The organism is Acetomicrobium sp. S15 = DSM 107314 (genome assembly GCF_016125955.1).
GTDB lineage: Bacteria > Synergistota > Synergistia > Synergistales > Thermosynergistaceae > Thermosynergistes > Thermosynergistes pyruvativorans.
The window spans coordinates 20,059-44,583 of the sequence record NZ_JADEVE010000073.1; the positions used below are offsets into that span (position 1 = coordinate 20,059).

Sequence of the window (24,525 nt, forward strand, 5' to 3'; positions counted from 1 at the left end):
GAAATATCATGATAAGACGCCTTTTTTATCTCTTGGGGCTTGCCCCGTCGCCAGAGGAAGAAGAGGTAGACGAAGCGGATTACGATCAGATCGAGGAGCGGCGCACTCGCCTCCTTCAAAGCCCGGCGCCCCAGGCGAAAGTGATAATCTGCCAGGGTGATCTGTGCGCCGAGAAAAAGGAGGAACTCGCCGAGGCGCTTCACAGGGGCCAAATTATTTTCCTCGATTTGCGCCACTCCGACCCTTCCTTGGGACAAAGCACCCTCGATTTCGTATGCGGCGTGGCTTACGCCATGAAGGGACATGTTATGCGTCTGTCGCCTGGTATATTTTTGGCCGCGCCTCGGAAAGGCCTGTTGGAAGTGTGGGAGGAAAAAGAGGAAGAAGAGGAGGAGGCCGGTGACTGAACTGCTGAAGGCCTTGGATGTGATAAACCAGACGTTCAAGCGAGCGCTTCGCGGTTACGATCCCGTAGAGGTAGATGAGTTCCTGGACAGGGTGGCCGACTCGCTCCAGGCGTATGCTGAACGTTGCGTGGAGCTCGAGCGAGAGCTCGAACGCCTCAAAGAACAGATTCGAGAGTACAAAGGGATGAGGGATTCCCTTCAGGAAGCGCTCCTGATGGCCCAAAAGAGCGCCGATGAGAGAGTGAGAGCCGCGGAAAAGCAGGCCGAAGCGATTGTGGCCGAAGCGCGCGCCCAAGCCGAACGTCTTCTAAAAGAGGCGGAAGACCACTCAAACGTCATAAAAGAAGAGATGTCCCGCCTTCAGCGAACCAAGCAAGACTTTGTCGCTGAATTTCGAGCCCTCCTCACCCGGTACCAGAACCTCATCGATTACGAGGGGGAGGGGAGTTGACCTCTGCTCTCGCCCTCTCTTCTCCCGTGCGGTACATTAAAGGCGTAGGTCCCAAAAGGGCCGCGTTGCTGTCGCGATTGGGGGTAAACAGGGTCGATGACCTCCTCTTCCTCATCCCGAGACGTTACGAAGACAGAAGACACCTTACGCCGCTGCGCTCCACGATGGCAGGCGGCTTTGCTACTGTTTTGGCCAGGGTGGTCGGCGTAGAGCGAAAAAGGGCACAAAAAGGGAATTTAGAGATCGTTACTGCGCTAATCACTGACGGCAACAGTTTTGCCAAGGCTATATGGTTCAACAGAAAAGGGATTGAAAAACTCCTCAAGCCCGGATGTAGCGTGGCGTTTTATGGGAAAGTGGAAGTGCGTTACGGTTGGCTTCAGATCGCAAATCCCGAGTTTGAGATCTTAGAGGGAGAAGCCTCACCCGAAGAGATGGGAAAGATAGTGCCGGTGTATCCTTCCACTGAAGGGTTGAACCAACGGTGGCTTCGTCGTAAGGTGAGGGAAGTCCTCGAACAGTTTCTCCCTTCTATAGAAGACCCTTTACCGCAGAGCCTTTTGGCCAAAAGAAACCTCCTGCCGCTGAGGGAGGCATTGAGCGGTATCCATTACCCCGAAAGTGAGGATCACTGGAGGAAAAGCAGGACCCGCCTCGCATATGACGAGCTCTTTCTGCTTCAGCTCGGCCTCGCCATGAGACGGAAGAGGTATGAAAGAGATCACAAAGCGCCGAGGCTCCTCTGGTCCGGTTCGCTGCAGAGGACATTTTTGAAAAACCTTCCATTCTCCTTGACCTCCGCTCAGGAGCGCGTCCTCGGCGAGATCGGTTCTGATGTAGAAAAGGATGTTCCCATGAATCGCCTCCTTCAGGGGGATGTGGGATCGGGCAAGACGCTCATAGCCATAGCCTCCATGCTTTCCGCGGTCGATAGCGGTTATCAGGCAGCACTCATGGCTCCGACGGAGGTGCTGGCCAGACAGCATTATATTAGGGTAAAAGAGACATTGGGTCGCATGGGCATCCGCTGCGCTCTGCTCACGAGCGGATTCAGCCAACCCGAGCGCGAGGCACGTCTGAAGGGCATAGCCTCGGGTGAGGTCGATGTGGTCATCGGAACACATGCCCTCATCCAGGAAGATGTGACCTTCTTTAAACTCGGGCTCGTGGTAATAGACGAACAACACCGGTTCGGTGTGCTTCAGAGGCAGACGCTCACCTCTAAAGGCCTTCACCCTCATGTATTGGTCATGACGGCCACGCCAATACCGCGCACGCTGGCCATATCCGTCTATGGGGATCTCTCGGTGTCGGTCTTGGACGAGTTCCCTCCAGGGCGAAAAGACGTGACCACTCGCTGGGTGCGCCGCAAGGAATTGGCAAAGCTTTATGACTTCATCCGCACTGAAGCAATGGCGGGACGCCAGATCTATTGGGTTTGCCCAGTAATAGAGGAAAGCGAGTCTCAAAACGTCACATCCGTCCTCGAACGGTATGAAAACCTAAAAGAAACCTTCGCCGATCTGAGGGTTGGACTCATGCACGGCCAGCTGAAAAGCGGCGACAAAGACGAGGTCTACGAGGACTTCGTCGGAGGCAAACTGGACATATTGGTCTCCACGTCTGTCATAGAGGTGGGCATAGACGTGCCTAACGCCACCACAATGGTGATAGAAGACGCCCATAGGTTTGGCCTGTCTCAATTGCATCAGTTACGCGGGCGCGTCGGCCGTGGCAGCCATAAGAGTTACTGCTTTTTGTTAGGTGAGCCATCTACGCCGGAGGGAGTGGAGCGGCTCAAGGTTTTGTGCGCCACGCAGAGCGGTTTTGACATAGCCGAATCCGATTTGCGATTGCGCGGACCTGGCGAGATATGCGGCACCCGTCAGCACGGCATCACCGACTTTCGAGTGGCCGACCTGTTGCGCGATGCCTCGCTTTTGGAGATGGCAAGGGAAGATGCAAACGAACTCATCTCGCTGGACCCGAACCTCGAGGAATTTCCCTCCCTAAAGGCCAAGTTGCTCGCAAGTCTCGGAGAAGGCCTGAGCTTGGCCCTTACGGGATGAGTGATAAAATTGTTGTTAAAGTCGGTCATTATTTGTAAAATATATATGACAGGCGAGGTTTGTGTTCTTGCGAGCAACGTGTGATAATTAGCAACTATTATTACCAGATAGCATTTCGAATGAACCTTGACAATAGGATAGGGAGTGACTGCGTCATGGAAATCGTATTGCTTATAGGTAGCACAGGCATAGGCATTGCGGCTGGCTTTGTCATATGCAAGATTATTGAACAAAAGAGGCTCAAGGGAACGAAGAAGCTGGCCGAGCAATTGTTACAGGAGGCTCAGAAGGAGGCAGAGCGTAAAAAGCGGGAGATCCTTACAGAGGCCAAGGAGGCGGCATTGCAGATACGCCAAGACCTTGAGCGCGAGATAAAGGATCGCAGAGCAGAACTACAGCGGGCGGAACGACGCATTGAGCAAAAAGAGGAGAGCCTCGACAAGAGGCTCGAAAACTTGAACCGCAAAGATGAGGAGATGCGAAACCGCCTGGCGGCGATAGAAAAACAAAAGCGAGAAATAGAACGCCTTCATGAGGAGGAATTGGCTCGCCTTCAAGAGATAGCTCAGATGTCCTGCGAAGAAGCCAGGCAGCATCTTTTGGCCAGGGCCGAAGAGGAAGCTGCCAGCGAGATCGGCCTGCGCATCAAAGAAATCGAAGAGAAGGTGCGACGCGAGGCGGCACGCAGGGCTCGAGAGATCATAGCTACGGCCATTCAGCGGTGCGCTGTGGATCATACTTCAGAAGCCACGGTGAGCGTCGTGAATTTGCCGTCCGACGAAATGAAGGGAAGGATCATAGGTCGCGAAGGTCGCAATATCAGGGCATTTGAGATGCTCACCGGCGTGGATTTAATAGTGGACGATACGCCGGAAGCCGTCACGCTCAGCAGTTTTGATCCAGTCAGACGCGAGGTGGCGCGCATATCGTTGGAGCGCCTGATAATGGACGGGCGCATTCATCCGGCCCGTATAGAAGAGATCGTGGAAAAAGTCAGCAATGAAGTGGAAGAGACGATCATCGAAGCGGGCGAGGAAGCGCTCCTCGAGGCCAACGTCAAGGGTGTGCACCCCGAGCTGGTAAAAGTTCTTGGGCAATTACGCTTTCGCGCGAGCTTCGGGCAGAATACGCTGGTGCACAGCTTAGAGGTGGCTAAGGTTGCAGGCCTTATGGCGGCCGAACTGGGAGTGGAGGAAAGCACGGCCAGAAGGGCAGGCTTGCTTCATGATATAGGTAAGGCGATAGATCATAATACAGAGGGATCTCACGCCCTCATAGGCGCTGACCTGGCCAAGCGCTATGGCGAATCGGATGAGATAGTAAATGCCATCGCCTCTCATCACGAGGAAGTGGAGCCGCAGAGCATCTACGCTGTGCTCATCGCAGCGGCCGACGCCGTGAGCGCTTCTCGTCCGGGTGCCCGCAAGGAAGACTTGGATGCCTACATCAAGCGCCTGGAGAAGCTGGAACAGATCGCGAAGACTTTTAAGGGCGTCGATAAGGCCTTTGCGATTCAGGCAGGACGAGAGGTGCGCGTCATGGTCTCCCCTACGGTGGCTGATGACGGGGCGGTTTACAAATTGTGTTACGAGATAGCCAAGAAGGTGGAGAATGAGATGAAGTATCCCGGTCAGATAAAGATCACGGTGATTCGCGAGATGCGCGCCGTGGAATACGCCAAGTGACCATGAAAATCTTATTTCTCGGCGACATTGTGGGAAAGCCGGGAAGGAAGTCGGTGAAGGAACTCCTGCCGAAGATAAAAGAGGAGAAGGGCCCCTTCGACTTCATCTTGGCCAACGGTGAAAACGGGGCCGGTGGTTTCGGTCTCACGGCCAAAGTCTTGGACGAGATGATGGGGATGGGCCTCGATTGCCTTACCAGCGGCAATCACATATGGGATAAGAAGGAGTTCGTTCCGAGACTGGCCGAGGAGATGTCTCTCCTCCGGCCGGCCAACTATCCGCCGCTCTGTCCGGGCAGGGGGGCTCTGACGCTGGAAAAAAAGGGGAAGCGCCTCGCGGTTTTGAACCTCCAAGGGAGGATTTTTATGCCGCCCATCGATTGCCCCTTCAGGTGCGCTGACGCCTTGCTGGAAGAAATAGACACCCCTTTTGTGCTGGTCGACTTTCACGCAGAGGCCACCTCTGAGAAGCAAGCCCTGGGCCTTTACCTGGATGGCAGGGTTTCTGCGGTTGTAGGCACACATACTCACGTGCAGACCGCGGATGAGCGCATACTTCCAGGCGGCACGGCGTACATTACGGATGTCGGAATGACCGGAGGGCACGACGGCGTGATCGGTATGAGGCCAGAGAGCGTCCTGTCTCGGTTTTTGACGGGCATGCCGTCCAAGTTTGAAGCCTGCGAAAGCCGTCTCATTTTGAGCGCTCTCTCTGTGCTGCTCGACGATGCGGGAAGGGCCGTATCGCTGGAGCGCTTGCAATATTCGCTGTCAGAAAAGCTATGAAGCGTGAGAAGCAACATAACGCTGGGAAAGCAGTCTTCGTCTTACCGAGTTTGTTCGCTTCAGGGCTGAAGTTTGTGGCTGAATTACAAAAGAGCGAGGCCTCGAGGTCTCGCTCTTTTGCGTGATTGGGGGGATAAAAGTTGTGTTTGGCTGTACCGCATAAAGTGGTAGAGATAATGGATGAAAATCGCGCGCTCGTGAGCACGGGCGGTGTGGAGCTGGAGGTGCGCACAGACCTGATCGAAGGCCTGCAGGTGGGCGATGTAGTCTTGGTCCACGCCGGATTTGTGATAGAAAAATATAACCAGGATGAGGGGGAGGAACTGGAATCCCTGTGGGAAGAGGTGATGCAATTTGCCTCAGGTCGGTGACCTAAGGGCAAAGATGTCATCACTTTTGGAGGCACTCAACAAATGGTTGTGCGGTCCGATTACGGTAATGGAGGTGTGCGGCACCCATACCGTATCGATCTTCCGGTCTGGGATTAGGACGATGCTTCCTAAGGATGTGCGCTTGCTTTCCGGTCCAGGATGTCCCGTGTGCGTCACCGACCAGGCGGAGGTGGACGCAATGGTGAGCCTTGCCAAAAAGCCCGGTGTCGTGCTTGCGACATATGGCGACATGGTGCGCGTACCAGGGAGTTGCGGATCCTTGGCTGAGGCGAGATCTTGTGGTGCTGAAGTGGCGGTGGTGGGTTCTGCCATTCAAGCCTTGGCTTTGGCAGAGTCGATGCAAGACAAAGAGGTCGTCTTCGCCGGGATAGGGTTTGAGACCACCGCGCCGGCGACTGCGGTGCTGCTTCGCGAGGCTCGCAGAAAGAATGTAAAAAACCTTTCCGTGCTTTCACTGCATAAGCTCGTTCCTCCCGTGCTCCGCCTCCTCGCTTCCGACCCGACGCTTGTCATAGACGGCTTTCTTCTACCTGGCCACGTGAGCACCATAATCGGAACGGCCCCGTACGCGTTTTTGGCGGAAGAGTACGGCAAGGCCTGTGCCGTGGCCGGATTTGAGCCGCTCGACATAATGGCCGGCATAGTCGAGATCGCGCGCCAAATATGCGGGGGGCGTCCCGCGGTGAGGTGCCTTTATGGCAGAGTCGTGCGCCACGAGGGCAACGTGAAGGCCCAAGAGTTGTTGGGAGAGGTCTTCCGCCCGGCGTCCGTCAGGTGGCGAGGAATCGGAGTCGTGGAAGCTTCCGGCCTCGTCTTGGCCGATGATTATAGCGACTTCGACGCCTACTCTCGCTTCGGCATAACTCTGGAAGAGGTGAATCCACCGGCTGGATGTAGGTGCGGCGATGTGCTGGCCGGCAGGATCGCACCTCTGGAATGTCCTCTCTTCGGAGGGTCTTGCACTCCACAATTTCCCGTGGGACCGTGCATGGTGTCGTCAGAGGGGAGCTGTTCCGCATACTACAAATACAGCTCGAAGGGGGTATCGCCGTGGGGCGCTTGAGCTTGGGACATGGAAGCGGCGGAAGGCTCACGAATGATCTCGTAAAGAAAATAGCCTCAGCGTTCGCTCGCGAGTCCGGCATGCTGGAATTCGAAGATTGTGCCCTCCTTCCAGGAGGGTGGGGTGTCACCATAGATGGCTTCACTGTATCGCCACTGTCTTTCCCTGGCGGAGATATAGGCAAGCTCGCAGTCTGCGGCAGCGCTAACGATCTGGCGGTGCGCGGCGTGCGCCCCCTGTGGCTTGCCATGAGTCTGTTGGCCGAAGAGGGGCTCGACGAGGAAGAACTCTTCACGTACATGAGGAGCGCTGCGTCCGTGTGCGCTGAGCTTGGCGTGCAACTCGTAGCCGGCGACACGAAGGTCCTGCCCAAGGGTCAGGCAGACCGCCTCTATATCGCCACCTGCGCCATGGGGAAAAACGAAGCGATATCGCCGTGGGGGATCAAAGAGATCTCTCCCGGCGACACAGTGATAGTAAGTGGCCCCGTAGGCCGTCACGGAGCGGTCATAGCTTCTTTGCGATATGACATCAAGCTGCGTGAACTCGAGAGCGACTGCGCTCCTCTATGGCCGCTCATAGAGCCATTGACGCGCCTCCTTGGCGTGCACGCCGCCAGGGATTGCACGAGAGGGGGACTTGGGACGGTCCTCTGCGAATGGGCCGAAGTGGCCAACGTGGGGATCGAAATCGATGAAGAGGCCATTCCAGCGGACGGAGACGTGTCGGCCGTTTCAGATATCCTGGGCTTTGACCCTCTGTATCTTGCCTGCGAGGGGACAGCGGTCTTCGCCGTGGCTTCGGAATGGACGGAGACGGTCCTTGAGACTATGCGTTCTCACCCTCTCGGGAGATCTGCAGCGGCGATAGGAAAGGTGACAGAGGCTCACCCTGGCCTTGTGGGCCTTCGCACCTCAGCGGGCGGTATGCGCGTGGTAGATATGCAGGGGGGTGAACTCCTCCCTCGAATCTGCTGATAAACTGGGCAGATCTTCGGTTTAGAAGGCTCGCCAACTTGTTTTTTGATGAGGGACTCTGTAGAGTAGGACGTGAGGGTGAGGGTGAATGAGAGGTTAGTGGAGGCTAAAAACACAAAAGACAAAAAATTAGACTCAAAGTCCTGGCCGTTTAACCTGGCTGTTTAAGAGGAAGCTTATTATAAAGATTATTTCACATAGGAGTAATTATATGAAGGCGAGTGGGAGGTTGTATTCATGATGAATTATGATCATCATAGACAAAGACTCCCAAAGAGTAAAGCTTATACTATAAATTGGTATAGTTTTCAAACTCTATTATTGTTGTTAGGCTTTCTTTGTGTTGTGGCGGCAGGAGTAGTTCTTCGTTCCGCGAGAAGTGTTGTCATGCCTTTGGTGATAGCGTGGTTGTTCTCGTTTATATTTAAACCGGCGATACACAAATTGGAAGAAAAAAGAATACCCAGAGGTCTTGCTGTATCTTTGCTTCTTACGCTCTTTTTTATTATTTGTTTATTGGTATTTGCCATACTTTACAGACAATTATTGCCCTTTGTGAATGCGTTTCCGGGCTACTATAGCCGTCTGATAAATATCATAGAAGAGGTTGGCCAAAGAACGGACTTGCCAACGGACTTTTTGGTGGAACTCAACTTGGGAAGGCGATTGACCTCGTTACTTTTTGCACTCCCTGGCAAAACTATCTCCCTTGTGAGTAGCTTTTTCCTAATTATCGTGTTTTTGGTTTTCATATTGCTTGGGACGCCAGCCTTCGCTGAAAAACTTAAGCGTGCCTTTTCTACGACGACAGCAGAGCGAGCCCAACAGATCATTAACGACATATCGCGCCAAATAGGCCGCTATCTGTTTACAACTGTTATTATTAGCGCTTCGACTGGTTTGGCTGTTTGGGCAGCTTTGGTTGTCATAGGTGTCGATTTTGCCGTTAACTGGGGAGTGCTTGCTTTTATATTGAATTTCATTCCCTATATTGGGTCGTTTCTGGCTTCCATCCCACCGATTTTGGTGGCAATCGTGAAGTTTTATCCTGACCTCAAACCTGCAATTACGACGTCCATCACTCTTTTGCTGATACAAGTGAGCATCGGGAACTTCCTAGCTCCTAAGGTCGTGGGAGATGCCCTTAATATCAACCCTATTGTGGTCCTGTTGTCATTGCTTTTTTGGGGTTGGCTGTGGGGCGGAGTTGGAGCTGTATTGGCCGTTCCCATTGCCGTCATTATCAAGATTATTTGTGAAAATATACCTATTCTTCGGCCAATAGCAATTTTCATGGAATCAAGATAACGGAATTGCCATGGTTTATTGGACGCTTTTAAGCTTGGTCTTTAGGCTGCTTTTGCTCTTTATGTTCACTAAACCACTTCCGTTCAAATTCATCTGGACTTAAGCGCTTGAGCGTTGAACGTCGCCTACCTCCTATACAATTTGCCCTGAAGTATTTGAAAATGGCGTTTTGAGGCCTCTTCATGTTGGTTAATTATTCATGCTCGAAGTGACCCGCGTCTGAGAAAAGCCGGAGAGCAGTGTCTGGATTACAAGGTCTTCCTGTTGTTACCCCTGGAACAGGTAGCTCAACAGAGGAACGAAAAAGATTGCAACCTAAGAGAAATGGCTCAATTTAAATGAGCACGCGGCTCGGTTTTAGGTGAACATATAGCTCTCGGCTTTATATTGACATTCACAGTATGATATGAGAATGTCGAAAAGCGGCATAGAAAGATGCTTTTCTATTGCCGGTGGGTTTGAAGTTAAAATATTGGCAATTCCATACACCTGTGATATAAGATATAATCACTGCTTATGGTATTTGATATGTGTCTTTTATATCAAGGAGGTGGATGAGGGTGGTAGAGAGGGAAAGTTTAGCGACGCGTCTCGGTTTTATTTTAGTCTCTGCGGGTTGCGCCATAGGGCTTGGGAACGTCTGGCGCTTCCCCTTTATCACAGGTCGTTATGGAGGGGCTGCTTTTGTCATCATGTATCTGGTCTTTCTCGCCATATTGGGTTTCCCCGTGATGGTGGCGGAGTTTGCCATGGGCAGGGCCAGCAGACGGAACCTGGCAGGGGCCATGCTCGCTTTGGAACCGAAGGGGACGAAATGGCACATCTACGGCTATATCGGCGTATTGGGGAACTTAATCCTTATGATGTTTTATACTGTGGTATCGGGTTGGTTTTTCGCCTACTTCTTCCGTATAGCGATGGGTAGATTTGTGGGTTTAACGCCCGATCAGGTAGGAGCAACCTTTGGCGCGTTTTTAGGCAACACGACGGAGCTCATCGTTTGGACGATCGTTGTAATAGCTCTTGGCTATGGCATATGTGCTATAGGTTTGAGGGCCGGCGTGGAGCGGGCAGCGAAGTTTTTGATGACCGGGCTTTTCTTATTGATGATAGTTCTTGTCGTGAGGGCAATCGCTCTACCCGGCGCTGGGAAGGGTTTGGCCTTTTACCTGAAGCCGGATTTCAGCAAATTCACCTGGGAGGCGGCGTATGCTGCTATGGGCCAGGCATTTTTCACGCTGAGTTTAGGCATAGGCAGCATGCTCATCTTTGGCAGCTATATCGGCAGGGAGCGGTCACTCGCGGGGGAATCCGTTTATGTCATACTCATTGACACGACCGTGGCGCTCTTAGCTGGTTTCATCATATTTCCCACCTGCTTCGCCTTCGGCGTCGATCCGGGCGCAGGGCCGGGCCTGATATTCGTGTCGCTGCCCAACATATTTAACGCTATGGCCGGCGGTCGCTTTTGGGGTTCACTCTTCTTTCTCTTCATGATATTTGCCACCATGACGACGGTCATCGCAGTCTTTGAACACCTCGTGGCCTTCATCATGGACGAATGGCGTTGGAGCAGGGGGAAGGCTTGCCTGGCGTTGAGCATCATAACCTTCATAGCTGCCCTTCCTTGTGCCTTGGGCTTTGGTCCATGGAGCGGCTTTGCCCCCTTGGGCCCCGGCACTGTAGTCCTGGACCTGGAGGATTTCATCGTGAGCTCCAATCTGTTGCCTATAGGCTCGCTCTTGTTCGTCATATTTTGCACGGCGAGATATGGCTGGGGTTGGGACAACTTCATTAAGGAAGCGAACGCCGGCTCCGGCATGAAGTTTCCGATGTGGCTTCGCGGTTACATGACTTACGTTTTGCCCATAGTGATATTAGTGCTGTTGATTATGGGCTACATAGATTTCTTCTCCAAATAGTGCGGTTTACTTATTAGAGTGTTGCCTTGAACTGCTTGACTTTCTTTGCGGTGGGCGTTATATACTCTCGTTTAAGAGAAATGCGTAAGGTAACATACATGAGTGAGGGGGTGGGAGACGGCGAAAAAATAGGTTAGAATATTGTCAAATGAGACCAATACGCAAAGGGGGTTTGAGAAGAGATGAAAAGGATGATAGGTGTACTCATCTGCGCGGCGTTTCTATTGTGTGGTGGAGGATTTGCGCTGGCGGCAGATCAGGAGCCGATAGTCATCGGTTTCAACTTGGAGATGACCGGGCAGGTAGCGGCTTACGGCCAGGCCGCGTGGGAGGGTGCCAACCTCATCAAGGATATCGTAAAGCCCGAAGTCCTCGGCAGGCCTGTTGTATTCAGGCTTCTGGATAACAAGTCGGATCGGGTAGAGGCCGCAAATGCTGCAGCCAGGCTCATCGAACACGATAAGGCTGTAGCCATCATCGGCACTACGATAAGCGGCAACATGCTCGCTGCTGGTGAGGTCTGCGAAAAGAACAAGGTTCCCATCATCGGACCTACCACTACAAATCCGCTGACCACGCAGGGCAAAAAATATGTCTTTAGAGCTTGTTTCATCGACCCCTTCCAGGCCAGGATTGCTGCGACCTATTGCTATCGCGATTTGGGAGCTAAGACTGCTGCGATCCTCTCCGATATATCGAACGACTACTGCGTGGCGCTGGGCAAGTTCTTCCAGGAGCAATTCGAGGCCCTCGGCGGCAAGGTCGTATCAGTGACCTATTGCAAGGCAGGCGACCAAGACTACAGTGCACAACTGACCGAGATCAAGTCCAAGAACCCTGATGTCATTTATATACCTAATTATTATACAGAGGCTGCTCTTGCCATACGCCAGGCGAGAGACCTCGGCATTACTCAGCCTGTCTTCGGTGCCGATGGCATTGCTACCGAGGAGTTCCTTGCGATCGGCGGCTCGGCTGTTGAGGGCGTCCAGCACACCACCTTCTGGCATGAGAAGGCTGCGGTGACCGAGATAGGCAAGAAGTATGTTGAGCTTTACAAGCAGAAGTTCGGCCAGGATAAGGAAGTCAACGTCTTCGGCGCCCTTGCTGCCGATTGCTACCTCATAGTGATGGACGCCATTAGAAGGGCCGGCAGCGCCGATCCTACCGCCGTAGCTCAGGCTATAGAGGATACGGAAAACCTCGAGGTCGTAACCGGGCCGGTAACGATTGAAAATGGCGACGCCATAAAACCCGTGGTCTTCCGAGTGGTCAAAAACGGCAGGTGGGAGTACAGCTCCATCGTATACCCGTAAACTCATCTTTTTTCAAGGGAGCTTTGGCTTGGAGATGGGGCAAGGAGGGCTGGGGGTTACTCCTTGCCCTTTGTTGATTATCTTAGGAAGAAGGTGAACGTGAGTGAACTTGGAGGCCCTCATACAACAACTTATGAATGGCCTGTCGTTGGGTAGTCTTTATGCGCTTATCGCCATAGGATATACGATGGTGTATGGCATACTTCGGCTGATAAATTTTGCCCATGGCGATATATTTATGGTAGGAGCTTATTGCGCATTCTTTTTTGTGGCGATTTTTCGCCTTCCATGGTTTTTGTCTGCCCTTCTGGCCATAGGGCTCACTGCGCTGGTCGGCATGTCCGTCGAGAGGATAGCCTACCGCCCGGTGAGAAATGCTCCGAGGATTTCTGCTCTAATAACAGCTCTCGGCGTGTCGTTTTTTATAGAGAACCTGGGCCTCGTAACCGTCGGCGCTCGTCCAAAGGCCTTCGCGAGGCCGGAAATCATGGCGAAAGTCGTAAAGATAGGGCCTGCCGCCGTTTCTGCTGTCTCGATATGGGTGCCCATATTGAGCGTACTCCTTCTTTTGGCTTTGATGTATGTGGTCTATCGGACCAAGGCCGGCATGGCAATGAGGGCTGTATCCACCGACATCGAGACCACTCGCCTAATGGGGGCGGATGTGGACAGGATAATCTCTTTTACTTTTGCTTTAGGGTCTGCCTTGGCTGCAGCCGGAGGGATAATGTGGGCGTGCAAATATCCTCAAATAAACCCTCTAATGGGCATCTACCCTGGGTGGAAGGCCTTCACCGCTGCGGTGGTCGGCGGCATAGGCAACATAACCGGAGCCATGTTGGGAGGACTGTTGATCGGCATGGTTGAGATAATGACCGTAGCATTTTTCCCAGGCCTTTCGGGTTACCGTGACGGCATAATCTTCACGCTCCTTTTGGTGTTTTTGCTCGTCAAGCCCACGGGCATCCTTGGCGAATCCTTGAAGGAAAAGGTGTAACGGCATGGAGAACAGACGATTGTCAAACCTGCTCACGGCCGTGTCGGTGGGAGTGCTCTTCGTATTTTTGTGGTGGGCCAATAATAATCTCGACCAGTTTACGTTGAGGGTCATGCGCACTGGTGCTGTTTATATAGTAGCTGCGGTGGCATATAATTTGGTTAACGGAATAACTGGACAATTTTCGCTGGGGCCAAACGGTTTCATGGCCATAGGCGGGTATGCCATGGCACTTTTAATGCTTCCGCTGGAACAGAAGAAATTCGTCTGGTTTTTGGAGCCTCAAATGTGGCCCTTCAACTCCTTTTCCCTCTCCGGGGAATTCTTCATTGTGGCGCTCATCGTGGGTGGCCTCTTAGGTGCCTTAGGTGCGTTAACAGTGGGCATACCTTCGTTCCAGTTGCGCGGCGATTATTTGGCCATAGCCACGTTCGGCTTCGGCGAGATCATATTTGTCTTGGCCAACAACCTCATCCCCTTTACCAACGGTCCCCTGGGGATAAAGGGGATACCGGAGTATGCCAATATATATTGGTGCTTCGGTTCCGCCGTGGTGGCTACCCTCTTTGTAAAGAACTTGGTCAATTCAAGCTATGGAAGGGCAATGAAAGGCATAAGAGAGGATGAAATAGCCGCTGAAGCTATGGGCGTGGACATCTTTCGCACGAAGATGCAAGCTTTCCTCGTGAGCGGTTTCTTCGCCGCTGTGGCCGGCGGCCTCCTCGGGGCTCTGGTCACTACGGTTTCTCCCAGCCTCTTCACTTTTATGATGACTTTTAACCTCCTAATAATCATAGTCCTTGGAGGATTGGGCAGTATAACCGGTTCGGTGATAACCGCTTTCGGTTTTGCCGTGGCGATGGAACTGCTGCGAGTTATGGAGGCCCCGATAAACATCGGCCCGATCCACCTGCCTGGCATAGCCGGTATGCGGATGGTCATCTTTTCCATTCTCCTCATAGTGCTCATGATCTTCTGGAGGCGGGGTCTTTTTGGCCAATGGGATTTTTCGTGGAATTGGCTGCTCTCTAAGATTGGCATAACGTCAAAGGCTGCAGAGGCTATTTCGCCAGTCGAACAGAGTGGTTCGTCGGGGTCAACTGTCACTTCCGTTGGAGCGGAGATCCACGAGGATGGAGTGTTAATGAGCCTTCAAAATCTCACAATACGCTTCGGCGGCTTGGTGGCCGTGAGCGATTTTTCCTTGGATATCAAAAAAGGCGAGATAGTGGGGCTAATAGGCCCGAACGGGGCTGGCAAGACGACCATATTCAACATGATAACTGGCCAGTATACTCCGGATTCTGGGCGCATATTCTTTGATGGCAGTGATATAACCGGATGGCGTCCGAATCTCATCGCCAAAGTGGGGATAGCGCGCACCTTCCAGAACATTCGCCTCTTTGGAGAACTGTCCGTGTTGGACAACGTCCTGGTCTCAGAGCACTTAGGGATCAAATCCTCCCTATTGACTGCCGCCCTCGGGCTTCCCAAGTATCTCTCTGAGGAAAAGGAAGCGAGATCGCGGGCCATGGCGCTTTTGAGGCTGGTCGGCTTGGCGGATCTTTACGATGTACAGGCAGGGGCGCTGCCTTACGGTCAGCAGAGGCAGCTGGAGATCGCCAGGGCCTTGGCTACCCATCCGAAGCTGCTGCTCTTGGACGAGCCTGCTGCAGGCATGAACCCGGAGGAAACCAAGAGGCTCATGGCCTTCATACGAGAGTTGCGCGATCGATTTTCCTTGACTATCTTCCTGATCGAACATCATATGGAAGTGGTGATGGGCATATGCGAGCGGATAAGAGTCCTGGATTATGGCGTATCGATCGCGGAGGGCACACCTAAAGAAATACAGACCAATCCGCGGGTCATCGCGGCTTACTTGGGGGAGGAAGAGGGATGATGCTCGCGATAGAAAACCTTCATGTCTACTACGGGGGCATTCATGCCCTTAAAGGGATTTCCATGGAGGTGCCGGAGGGCTCCATCGTTACCCTCATAGGGGCCAATGGGGCCGGGAAGAGTACGACGCTTCGGGCTATAACGGGTCTGATTAGGCCTCGGCAGGGTTCGGTAAAGCTGAAAGGAAGGGACATAAACAGGCTCCCCACACATCAGATTGTTCAGTCCGGCGTGGCTATGGTGCCGGAGGGGAGGAAAATCTTTCGGAACCTCACCGTCAGAGAGAACCTGATGATGGGCGCTTACCATCGCAGCGATGCGTCTGCCGTGCAAAGGGACTTTGAATACGTCATCAGCCTCTTTCCGAGGCTCGAAGAGCGTTTGTCCCAAAAGGGCGGGACCCTTTCAGGTGGAGAGCAGCAGATGCTTGCCATTGGCAGAGCCCTCATGTCTGGACCGTCGCTTTTATGCCTCGATGAACCATCGCTCGGCCTTGCGCCGCTCCTCGTGCGTGAAGTCTTTAAGGCCCTGGAGAACGTTCATGATGAGGGGCGCACCATCTTGCTGATAGAGCAGAATGCGAGGGCAGCTCTAAAGTTAGCCGACTATGCCTATGTCCTCGAGACCGGCGTCATAAAGATGCAGGGAAAGGCGAGCAATCTCTTGGAGAACGAAGATGTCCGCAAGGCTTACTTAGGCGGTTAGTGAAGGGGGGATAGGCCGTGAAAGACCTGCGCGGCAAGAAGCTCATACTCTTGGGAGATAGCGACGGCGTTGCTTCCTCTCTTATGGAAGAGTGCTTTGCCGGTGAAGGAGAGGTCGCCTTTTCTGCGACGGAGTGCTTCCTCTGACGCGGCCTTTTGGCCATGGACTGGCAGGTGCAGTCGAAGGTAAAAGAGATCGCATCCGCCTGCGGCGCCGAAAACGTCGTGGTGGTTTTGGGCGTCCGCGATCCCGAGGCGGCTAAAACTTATGCGGAGACCGTGACTGCAGGCGATCCCACCTTTGTCGGTCCCTTGGCCGGGGTCCCGTTGGGACTCACCGTCTGTCACATCCTGGAACCGGAGGTTATGGAGAGAATTGAACCTTCCCTGAGAGAGAGGCTCGAGGCACTAAAGGGGAGCGAAAGCGCAAGGAGCGCGGCAGATGCCGTAAGGAGGGTCAGAGAGCGATCTGGCCGCCGCGATCCATGAGCGACGTAGAGGTGGCGGGGTTTGCCTTCTGCCTCGCCCATGTGCCGGACCTCGTCAAAGGAGACAATTGCCCCATAGGAGACGCGGTATGGGATTACGATCAGGTTTGCGCCTATGTCCCCAATCAAGCGTGCATAGGCGGCATAGATCTCGAGGCATTGGCGCTACATCCGCGTCCCTGGCGCGAAAACCCCATCTGTAACGCGGGTAGGTGGGGCAAGTTCGGAGAGATTATGCCTCAGGAGGAGTTTCTGGCCCTCTTACAGATATGTGATTCCTTCGGTTTCGTCTCTCTGGAAGAGGTGTTTGCGCAGCGCTCTTTCGAGAAGCTCGCCGCTCATCCGCTAATGAGTGGAAACCTGTTGGCTAAGCTCAGGGATGGGTGTCAGGCGGCAGAAATAGAAGAAAGGGTTCGAAAGGGAGCTCTTCCGATCCGCTCTCGTGGCGAGGTGGTAGGATGTGTACGCGATGGCGGCGATCCTTTTCTTTCCCCGCTCCTTTTGCTCGAAAATCTCTCTTGCAAGGCTATCGGCGCATTGGCCCTCCTGCACCTGCTGTCCGCCGCAGGCCTTTCGCCCGATGATTTGGATTACGCGATCGAATCTTCCATGTGTGCCGCCGGAGACGGGGTCGCCAGAGGATGCGGCGGCTTTGCCAGGGCTTGTGCTGAGGTGCTGGGCTGCAGCAACGCCGGCGGCTGCGATATCAGGGCTTCCGAAGCTGGTCCAGCTGCCGGTGTGATAGCCGGCGCCGCTCAGGTTGCCTGTGGGCTGCGGCGCAATGTGGCTATCATAGCCGGTAGCTCCTTCTCCGAACTACACCGTAGCAGCTTTGAGCTGCGCAAAAAGGGGTTGCCGATGGCGTGTGATTGCATCGGAGGCGTCGCCATCCTCTTAACGCCGGCGGGCGGGAGGTCTCCTATTTTGCGCCTCGACGCCGTCGGCAGGCTTCCTATAGGCGTGGGATCTTCGCCGAGGGTGCTCGTCTCGCACCTGGTCTTTGACCCGCTCGATAGGGCTGGTCTTTCTGCGTCGTCGGTGGACAAATACGCCGTATGTTTGAGCAATCCTGAAATATGCGCCCCGCTCGGGCTTGGCGATCCGGCGGAAGATAGTGTTAAAATGATCGCGGCTTCGGCTTCGATGAGGGGGGAAATCGAGAGAGGAGAGGTGGAGGGTTTTGTAAAGCGACACGGCACCCATGGTTTCATCTCCTGTGGCGGACCGCTCGCCTCCGGCGTCTCCTATCTGGGGCACTTTGCTGAAGCTGCAAGCAAGGGGAAGGCGCGCATCGCAATGGTAGTTGGCAAGGGAAGCCTTTTCCCATCTCGTCTGACAAATCAGGTTGAGGGCGTTTCCTTCATCGTGGAATTTCCTGCGTGAGTAGGTCAGATGAGCCTTTATCTTACTGTCAAAGTTGAATAATATAAGAAAAGAGGGATTCGTCATCGTGGTTAATAAGCTATTGTTGTTGGAGGGCTTCCCCAAAGAGAGGCTTTCGGAAGGTGATATCGCCGAGTTCGGCGAAGCTGCGCGCTTGGCGAGGCAGTGGGTTTTAACCATGACCACAGCAGCCAACAGCGGGCACCCAGCAGGGTCGCTCTCAAGTATGGAGATGTATTTGGTTACCTACGCTGTCTCCAGCTTGCGCCCTCACAATGCCGACTCGCTGGATCGCGACTTCATCGTAATAAGCCATGGCCACACATCACCCGGGGCATATGCGGCGTTGGCATACTATGGCTTCTTATCCCCCGAAGAGCTGTTGGGGAATTTCAGGCGCGCCGGCAGCCCTTTTGAGGGGCACGTGGAGAGGGGGTGCCCTGGCGTAGATTGGGGGACTGGCAACTTAGGCCAGGGCTTGGCCGCCGGCGTCGGTTTTGCCCTCGCCATGAGGGCCAGGGGGGCCAAAAACCACGTCTATGTCCTCATGGGCGATGGCGAACAAGTGAAGGGACAGGTAGCTGAAGCAAGGCGCATCGCTAACAAGGAAAAGTTGGGCTCGATCACTGCCCTTATAGATTATAACCACATCCAGATATCCGGACGAGTGGAAGAGATCATGCCGGCCGATATAGCAACTTTGTGGAAAGCCGACGGCTGGCTCGTCTATGAGTGCGATGGCCACGATGTCGATGCCATCTACAGGGCGCTTCGCGGCGCTGTCTTCGATGGGAGACCTTCTGTCATCCTGTGCCATACGCTCATGGGCAAGGGCGTTTCCTTCATGGAGGGCAGTCCTGAGTTTCATGGGAAGGCCGCCACCAAAGATTTATATATAAAAGCCATGGAGGAGCTGGGTGGCTCTCCCGAGCTGTTGGAGAGGGCGCTCGCAGCGCGCCGCGGGCCCTTGCCCAAAAAGAAGCGCATACCTTCCCCGGCGGTTGCGATCGATACAGGAGAGGTACGCGCCTATGCCGCCGGGGAGAAACTGGACAATAGATCTGCCTTCGGCAACGCCTTGGTCGATGTCGGCTCCTTAAATTATGACAAGGAAGGCCATGCGCCCATCTTGGTCTTCGACTGCGATCTCGCCGGCTCGGTGAAGACGGAGGAGTTCGCAAAGAGGTGCCCCGACTGGTTCATCGAGGCCGGCATCCAAGAGCACGCCACTGCAACGGCATCTGGTGCTGCGTCATGCGCCGGCGTTGTGAGCTGCTTTGCCGATTTCGGTGTCTTCGGCTTGGGCGAGGCTTACAACCAACAGCGGCTGAACGACATAAATGGGGCGAACTTGAAACTCTTTTTGACCCATGTAGGGCTGGATGTGGGCGAAGACGGCGCTACGCACCAATGTATAGACTACGTCGGCCTGCTGCGCAATACCTTCGGCTGGAGGCTCGTCGTTCCGGCCGATCCAAACCAGACGGATCGGGCCGTGCGCTGGGCCCTTTCGGCCGGCGGCAATGTCTGCGTCGCCATGGGGCGCAGCAAAGTTCCCGTCGTCGTGCGAGAGGACGGGTCGCCGTTTTTCGCAGGCGACTATGCCTTCCGCTACGGCGCCATGGAGCTGTTACGCGACGGCTCCGATGGGGCGATCCTCGCTATGGGGGCTATGGTCCACAAGGCCATCGAGGCATGGGAGAGCTTGCGCGCCTCCGGTTGCAGCGTCAAGGTGTATAGCGTATCATGCCCGCTTGAGCTCGACGATTCGGCCTTAAAAGATGCCGCAAAGACGGGCCTGATTGTCACCTATGAGGATCACCATGTAAGAAGCGGTATGGGGTCGCTCGTGGCGTTTCGTTTGGCCGAGATGGGCATAACCCCTCCGCTCTTTAAAGCCTTGGGTGTTCATCGCTACGGCGATTCGGGCGCTGCCCCTGAAGTCCTCTCCGCGATGGGGCTTTCCGTAGAACACCTGGTCGAGGCCATTAGGGGGCTCACGATTCAAGGGTGACGTTAAAGAGCGCAAATTACCCATAAGCAAGAGGAGTGAAATATGCGCAAGGTCTTGGTTGTATTGCTTCTGACAGCGCTGATATCGGCAGGGGTTGTTTTCGTCGTTCGGCCGTGGAAAAGTGTGACTGTGGCTGTCCTTTTTCCGGCTTCTGGCGTCGGCGCCCCTTTAGGTCTTTCACTGACACAATCCCTTCTTTGGGCCTTCGATTACTTTAACGAACGGTCTTTTGTCCCCGAATACCGCCCCGTCGTCATAAAGACTGACGACGTAGAGGAGGGTATAAAAGAAGCCATCAATTCCGGTGCCGTCGTCATTGTGGGCGCCTCCACATCCACTTATGCCTCGCGCCTTCAGAAAGCCGCGGACGAAGCCGGACTTTCCGTCATATCGGTGGGCGCGCTTTCGCAGGCGCTGGCCGAAAAGGATAACCTCTTTCGCCCTCACAGCGGAACGGACGAGGCCTTTGTAATGGGCGAAATATTGTGCAAATCCGTTTCGCGCTACGCCGTTTTCGCCTCGGCGCAAAATCCCATATACGTGGTGTCGTTCCTCGATGCACTAACAGCCGGCATGGGTGGCGTGCGGCCGTATGTCTACTTGAGTGCTGACGGCGGGGCGAGCAGAGAGATGCTCTTTTCTGCCTTAGCTGAGATAATGGAAAGCGATGCGGTTGTTTTGGTGCTGCCGGACTTTTCGTCGGCCGTGGTCGTGAGACAGTTACGTTATCTTTACCTCGACATGCCCATTTGGATAGCAAGCTGGGGTGCTACGGCGCGCTTCGCCGAAATCGCCGGGTCGATGGGCGAGGGCGTATGCACGATCGCCTCCTGGAGGCCGGATGCCTTGGAAGCTTCGCATCCTTTCGTACAATACGTCAGGAGGCTTTATGGAGACGAATTGGACCCGTTCCCTCTTACGTTGGCTTATGACGCCGTAGCCATGCTCGACGAGGCTATAAGCAGAGGAGAAATCGACAAAGTCAGCATAGCGAAAGAGCTCGGCGAGATTCGCAGCGTAGTTGGCATAAATGGCCCCTTTGTGGTGGACGAAAACGGCGATGGTCATCCTCCCCTCTATCTCCAAGAGGTTTCAAAAAGGCGCTGGCGCCTTTTGGAGGTCTTATCGCCATGAGCTTGCGGCGCCTGATACGCATCACCCTTTGTGTGTCTTTGATCGTCCTGTCTTTGGCCTTCGCCTTTTCGCTCTATAACACTATCAGGCGGTTCGGCGTCGCGGCGGAGGAGGCGATGGAAGCCACGGGTATGCTCGTCCTTTCCAACTCCGAAGCCCTGCTGTCGAGAGTGGAAGGCATTGTCTCCTTTCTTAACGAGGATGAGGAGTTGCCTTCGCATATGCTCCCTGAGGTGCGGCTGCTCCTATCGACCAACGGGCGGCTCATTGATCGCGTTTACAGGGGGTATCTGCCTGCGGTCTTGCATCTGCCCCAGTCACTATTCGCGGATGAGTGGCAGGCCACAGACCTGGTTTCTTTCGATGGGCGCGTACTTTTGGTCCGTTCGCTCCAGACGCCGCTCGATGAGTTCATCGTAGGGGTTGACCCCGCCGAGCTTCTCGGAGACCTCCAGCGCTTTGATCTCCCCTTCAGATTTCATTTGGCCGTCGTTGACCAGAGAGGCCGCGTCTTATGGGTCCACCGAGCCAAAGCCACCGAGGCGCTCGCCCTAAGGGGCGCAGTTCCTGTGGGTATATTGGAAGGCGGTAGCTGGAGACAATTTCGCCCTGCGGGAGGGGAAGGCCTATTGTTGAAGGCAAAAACCGTGGGGAACGGCTTGGTCTTGATCTCTGTGGTCCCTTTTAGCGGGCTCTTCGTATGGCTCGCCAGGCTCGCTTTCCCCTTCGTCATCGCTGCTTCAGGCTTAGCCCTACTCTTGTTTTTCTTGGGGCGCTTTTTGAGGCGGAGTCTCTTCTTTCCGCTCTTCGAAGTCGCAGCCCTGGCCAAAGCCTTTGGACAAGCCTTGAGGAACAGCGACCCCCTCGATATTGCCGGAAAGACGGAGGAGCTATCTGTGCGTATAAGCGAGAGGCATTCCGGCGCCGTAGTAGAGGAGTTGCAAAACTTCATCGAGGGTTTGGCCGAAGCCCTCGAGGTTATGACGGCCCAACAGGAGGAGCTCGCCGCATATAGTGAGGAAGTAAAGGCGGTAAACGCCTCCCTGACCGAGGCTAACGAGCTCTTGAGGCGAAGGGAAGAGGCATGGCGAAGGGCGCTCGAAGCGACGCATTTGGCGACCGGCGGAGTCGACATCAAGGAGAATCTGCGGAGCATCGCTGGGGTGGTTCGCTCTGCCTGCGACGCCTTCGGCGTGATCATAAGTCGCGTCGAAGGCGAAGAGGTGCGCGTCTTCACATGGAGCGGTTTCGGTGCGGATGGATTGACGATCGATAAAATACCGGCCAAAGAATCGTCGGTGGCTCAGGCATTGGAGGAAGCACGGCCCATTTGGATTGAGGACGCTGCGGCGGCGGGACGCTATACGTCGGCTCATCCGGCCGTAAGAAGCGAGTTGAACCTACCGTTGATGCATGGCGGAAAAGGCGTAGGAGGGCTTACGGTCTGCTTCGAAGAATGCCGCACCGCGGATAGCGAGCTCGTTGAGATGATTTCTCCCATCGCTTTGGCCGTATCGGGGCTCTTAGCTTCTTTCGAGGCTCAGGAAGAGTTGCGCGAGTCGTATTACTATACGGCGTCGAGGCTCCAAGTTGCTACTGCATATTATCACGACGAGACGGCAGAGCACTTGGAGAGAATGGGCGCGTATTCGAGCCTCTTGGCAAGAGCTTTAGGGCGCTCATCTGAAGAGGTCGAAACGATAGGCCATTTTTCCAAACTCCACGATATAGGGAAGATTAAGATTCCACTCGACATATTATCCAAGCCAGGGCCGCTTTCTGACGATGAGTTTGAAATAATTAAATTGCATACTATCTGGGGCGCTGAGATCATAGGCCCTTCTGATTGGCTTGCCGTTGCCAGAAAGATTTGTCTCTATCACCATGAGCGCTATGATGGAAGCGGCTATCCCTATGGTCTTTTGGGCGAAGATATTCCCTGGGAAGCGCAAGTTGTGGCCATAGCTGACGTCTACGACGCCTTGCGGTCGAAGAGGGCCTATAAACCTCCCTTTGACCACGAGAGAGCCTGCCGGATAATCCTCGATGGGGACGAGCGCCTGCGATCCGGCGCCTTCGGCCCCAAAATGCTTGACATCTTTAGGGCGCTACATAAAGAGATGGCCGAGATCTACGACCTCCACGCCGAAGACGATGCGCTATAATGCCTTAAGAGTTGCAATCTCGTGGGGTGGTTATTTTGCTTAAAGCCGGCGATATAGTATACCTTTGGTCCTCAAAGCTCGAAGACGGATTCTTGCTCTCTTTGGTCCCCGGCAGGAGGTTGGGTTCTCACGTAGGGGTCATCGGTCATGATGACATATTGGCTTCCGATTACGGCAAGGCCGTCATGACCCATACCGGCCATTCGTTTTATATACTTAAGCCGATGCTCGGGGAATATACCAGAAAGCTCAAGCGCAAGACTCAGATAGTATTCCCCAAAGAAACGGGCTTCATCCTCCTCTATTTGGACATTTTCCCTGGGGCTACTGTCGTGGAGTGCGGCACCGGTTCCGGTAGTCTGACGGCAACACTCGCTCATTTCGTGGGAGACGGGGGAAGGGTCATATCCTATGACAGGAGAGGCGAGTTCTCGAAGCTCGCCGAAGAAAATTGTAAGCTTTGGAAGGTTGCCCACAGGGTGACATTCAAGGTGCGCGATATAGCTGAGGGCTTCGACGAACGGGAGGCGGATGCTGTCTTTCTCGACCTGCCAGACCCGTGGAATTATCTCCATCATGCGATTTTAGCTTTGGCGCCTGGCCGCAGACTCGGCATGATCCTGCCCACAACGAATCAGGTGCAGCGAGCGTTGGCCGCACTGAAAGAGCAGCGCTTTGCAGACATCCAGGTTATCGAGGTAATGCACAGATATTGGAAAACAGACCCTGAGAGGTTGCGCCCCGAGGACATGATGGTGGGGCACACCGGATATCTGATCTTTGCAGCTCGCGTCGAGGCTCAAGAGGCGCAGTGACCCCTGAGAAGGCGCTTCTGCACGCATGCTGCGCACCCGATGCCATCGTCCCCTGGAGAGTTCTCGTCGATGAAGGGTTGGACGTCGTTGGATATTTCTACGGTTCCAACATCCACCCGGCGGATGAGTACAGCAAAAGGCGCGAAGCCGTAGAGAGGTTGGCCCGCGAGATGGGCGGCTCTGTTGTTTTTGCGCCTTACGAACCTGAGACATGGATGGCCAAGGTGCGACATCTGGCTGGCGAGCCCGAGGGTGGGAAGAGGTGCGCCCTATGTTTTGCCTTGCAGCTCGAATCCGCCCTTGCAGAAGCCCTCATAAGGCGATGTGACGCGATGGCGACAAGCCTTACGGTAAGCCCCCACAAAGATCCCGATATGATAAACGCCCTTGGGCGTGCGCTATGTCGGGCGGCGGGGATCGAGTGGGTGGATCGAATCTGGCGGAAAGGGGGAGGTTTCGCCCTCTCCGTCGAAGAGAGCCGTCGCCTTGGACTTTACAGGCAAAAGTATTGCGGCTGCATCTATAGCATTCCAAAGAAAGAGGGATAG

General features: G+C 54.4%; 21 protein-coding genes. All 21 read left to right on the top strand.

Translation table 11 applies throughout. From position 1 onward, the window contains the following. Positions 1–8: 8 nt before the first annotated feature. The 21 genes from sepF to EZM41_RS01510 all read left to right on the top strand — a co-directional run bounded on the left by sepF (position 9) and on the right by EZM41_RS01510 (position 24,525). A complete protein-coding gene (sepF, locus tag EZM41_RS01405) occupies positions 9–407 on the top strand; it encodes a cell division protein SepF (protein ID WP_198468661.1) in 399 nt (132 codons plus the stop codon). Beyond that, entirely contained in the window at positions 400–858 is a 459-nt protein-coding gene (locus EZM41_RS01410) for a DivIVA domain-containing protein (RefSeq protein ID WP_198468663.1), read from the top strand. Before sepF ends, EZM41_RS01410 begins: the two co-directional genes overlap by 8 nt. After that, positions 855–2,927 carry an ATP-dependent DNA helicase RecG gene (recG, locus tag EZM41_RS01415; protein WP_198468665.1) on the top strand — a complete coding sequence of 691 codons (2,073 nt, stop codon included), beginning with the start codon at positions 855–857 and terminating at the stop codon, positions 2,925–2,927. Before EZM41_RS01410 ends, recG begins: the two co-directional genes overlap by 4 nt. 155 nt (positions 2,928–3,082) lie before the next feature. Then, the gene (rny, locus tag EZM41_RS01420) at positions 3,083–4,612 is read left to right on the top strand and encodes a ribonuclease Y (RefSeq protein WP_198468666.1); all 1,530 of its coding nucleotides are present in this window, start codon (positions 3,083–3,085) and stop codon (positions 4,610–4,612) included. A 2-nt stretch (positions 4,613–4,614) separates the two neighbouring features. Continuing rightward, positions 4,615–5,397, top strand: a complete 783-nt coding sequence (locus EZM41_RS01425) for a TIGR00282 family metallophosphoesterase (protein ID WP_198468668.1) — start codon at positions 4,615–4,617, stop codon at positions 5,395–5,397. A gap of 146 nt (positions 5,398–5,543) precedes the next feature. Further along, a complete protein-coding gene (locus EZM41_RS01430; protein WP_269778837.1) occupies positions 5,544–5,768 on the top strand; it encodes a HypC/HybG/HupF family hydrogenase formation chaperone in 225 nt (74 codons plus the stop codon). After that, positions 5,752–6,852, top strand: a complete 1,101-nt coding sequence (gene hypD, locus EZM41_RS01435) for a hydrogenase formation protein HypD (protein WP_232618921.1) — start codon at positions 5,752–5,754, stop codon at positions 6,850–6,852. The genes EZM41_RS01430 and hypD overlap by 17 nt, the downstream gene beginning before the upstream one ends. Further along, a complete protein-coding gene (gene hypE, locus EZM41_RS01440) occupies positions 6,840–7,829 on the top strand; it encodes a hydrogenase expression/formation protein HypE (protein WP_198468672.1) in 990 nt (329 codons plus the stop codon). Before hypD ends, hypE begins: the two co-directional genes overlap by 13 nt. Before the next feature lie 237 nt (positions 7,830–8,066). Continuing rightward, positions 8,067–9,137, top strand: a complete 1,071-nt coding sequence (locus EZM41_RS01445; RefSeq protein WP_232618923.1) for an AI-2E family transporter — start codon at positions 8,067–8,069, stop codon at positions 9,135–9,137. A 554-nt stretch (positions 9,138–9,691) separates the two neighbouring features. Beyond that, on the top strand, positions 9,692–11,059 hold the full coding sequence (locus EZM41_RS01450; protein WP_198468674.1) for a sodium-dependent transporter: 1,368 nt from the start codon (positions 9,692–9,694) through the stop codon (positions 11,057–11,059). Between the two features lie 182 nt (positions 11,060–11,241). Then, a complete protein-coding gene (locus tag EZM41_RS01455) occupies positions 11,242–12,375 on the top strand; it encodes an ABC transporter substrate-binding protein (protein ID WP_198468675.1) in 1,134 nt (377 codons plus the stop codon). 103 nt (positions 12,376–12,478) lie between these two features. Beyond that, positions 12,479–13,372 (top strand): ABC transporter permease subunit, encoded by an 894-nt coding sequence (locus EZM41_RS01460; protein WP_198468677.1) that lies wholly within the window; start codon positions 12,479–12,481, stop codon positions 13,370–13,372. A gap of 19 nt (positions 13,373–13,391) precedes the next feature. Beyond that, positions 13,392–15,275 carry an ABC transporter permease subunit gene (locus EZM41_RS14265; RefSeq protein ID WP_198468679.1) on the top strand — a complete coding sequence of 628 codons (1,884 nt, stop codon included), beginning with the start codon at positions 13,392–13,394 and terminating at the stop codon, positions 15,273–15,275. Next, a complete protein-coding gene (locus EZM41_RS01470; RefSeq protein WP_198468764.1) occupies positions 15,275–15,979 on the top strand; it encodes an ABC transporter ATP-binding protein in 705 nt (234 codons plus the stop codon). Before EZM41_RS14265 ends, EZM41_RS01470 begins: the two co-directional genes overlap by 1 nt. 17 nt (positions 15,980–15,996) lie before the next feature. After that, positions 15,997–16,467, top strand: coding sequence for a glycine/sarcosine/betaine reductase complex selenoprotein A (grdA, locus tag EZM41_RS01480; RefSeq protein ID WP_342449198.1), 471 nt, complete (start codon positions 15,997–15,999; stop codon positions 16,465–16,467). Beyond that, the gene (locus tag EZM41_RS01485) at positions 16,464–17,849 is read left to right on the top strand and encodes a DUF5940 domain-containing protein (protein WP_198468684.1); all 1,386 of its coding nucleotides are present in this window, start codon (positions 16,464–16,466) and stop codon (positions 17,847–17,849) included. Before grdA ends, EZM41_RS01485 begins: the two co-directional genes overlap by 4 nt. Before the next feature lie 67 nt (positions 17,850–17,916). Then, the gene (locus tag EZM41_RS01490) at positions 17,917–19,863 is read left to right on the top strand and encodes a transketolase (RefSeq protein ID WP_198468686.1); all 1,947 of its coding nucleotides are present in this window, start codon (positions 17,917–17,919) and stop codon (positions 19,861–19,863) included. 42 nt (positions 19,864–19,905) lie between these two features. Beyond that, on the top strand, positions 19,906–20,997 hold the full coding sequence (locus EZM41_RS01495) for an ABC transporter substrate-binding protein (RefSeq protein WP_198468688.1): 1,092 nt from the start codon (positions 19,906–19,908) through the stop codon (positions 20,995–20,997). Next, positions 20,994–23,162: an HD domain-containing phosphohydrolase gene (locus EZM41_RS01500; protein ID WP_198468689.1), complete on the top strand. Its 2,169-nt coding sequence runs from the start codon at positions 20,994–20,996 to the stop codon at positions 23,160–23,162. Before EZM41_RS01495 ends, EZM41_RS01500 begins: the two co-directional genes overlap by 4 nt. 26 nt (positions 23,163–23,188) lie before the next feature. Further along, entirely contained in the window at positions 23,189–23,977 is a 789-nt protein-coding gene (locus tag EZM41_RS01505) for a tRNA (adenine-N1)-methyltransferase (RefSeq protein WP_342449199.1), read from the top strand. Then, entirely contained in the window at positions 23,974–24,525 is a 552-nt protein-coding gene (locus EZM41_RS01510) for an epoxyqueuosine reductase QueH (RefSeq protein WP_198468693.1), read from the top strand. Before EZM41_RS01505 ends, EZM41_RS01510 begins: the two co-directional genes overlap by 4 nt.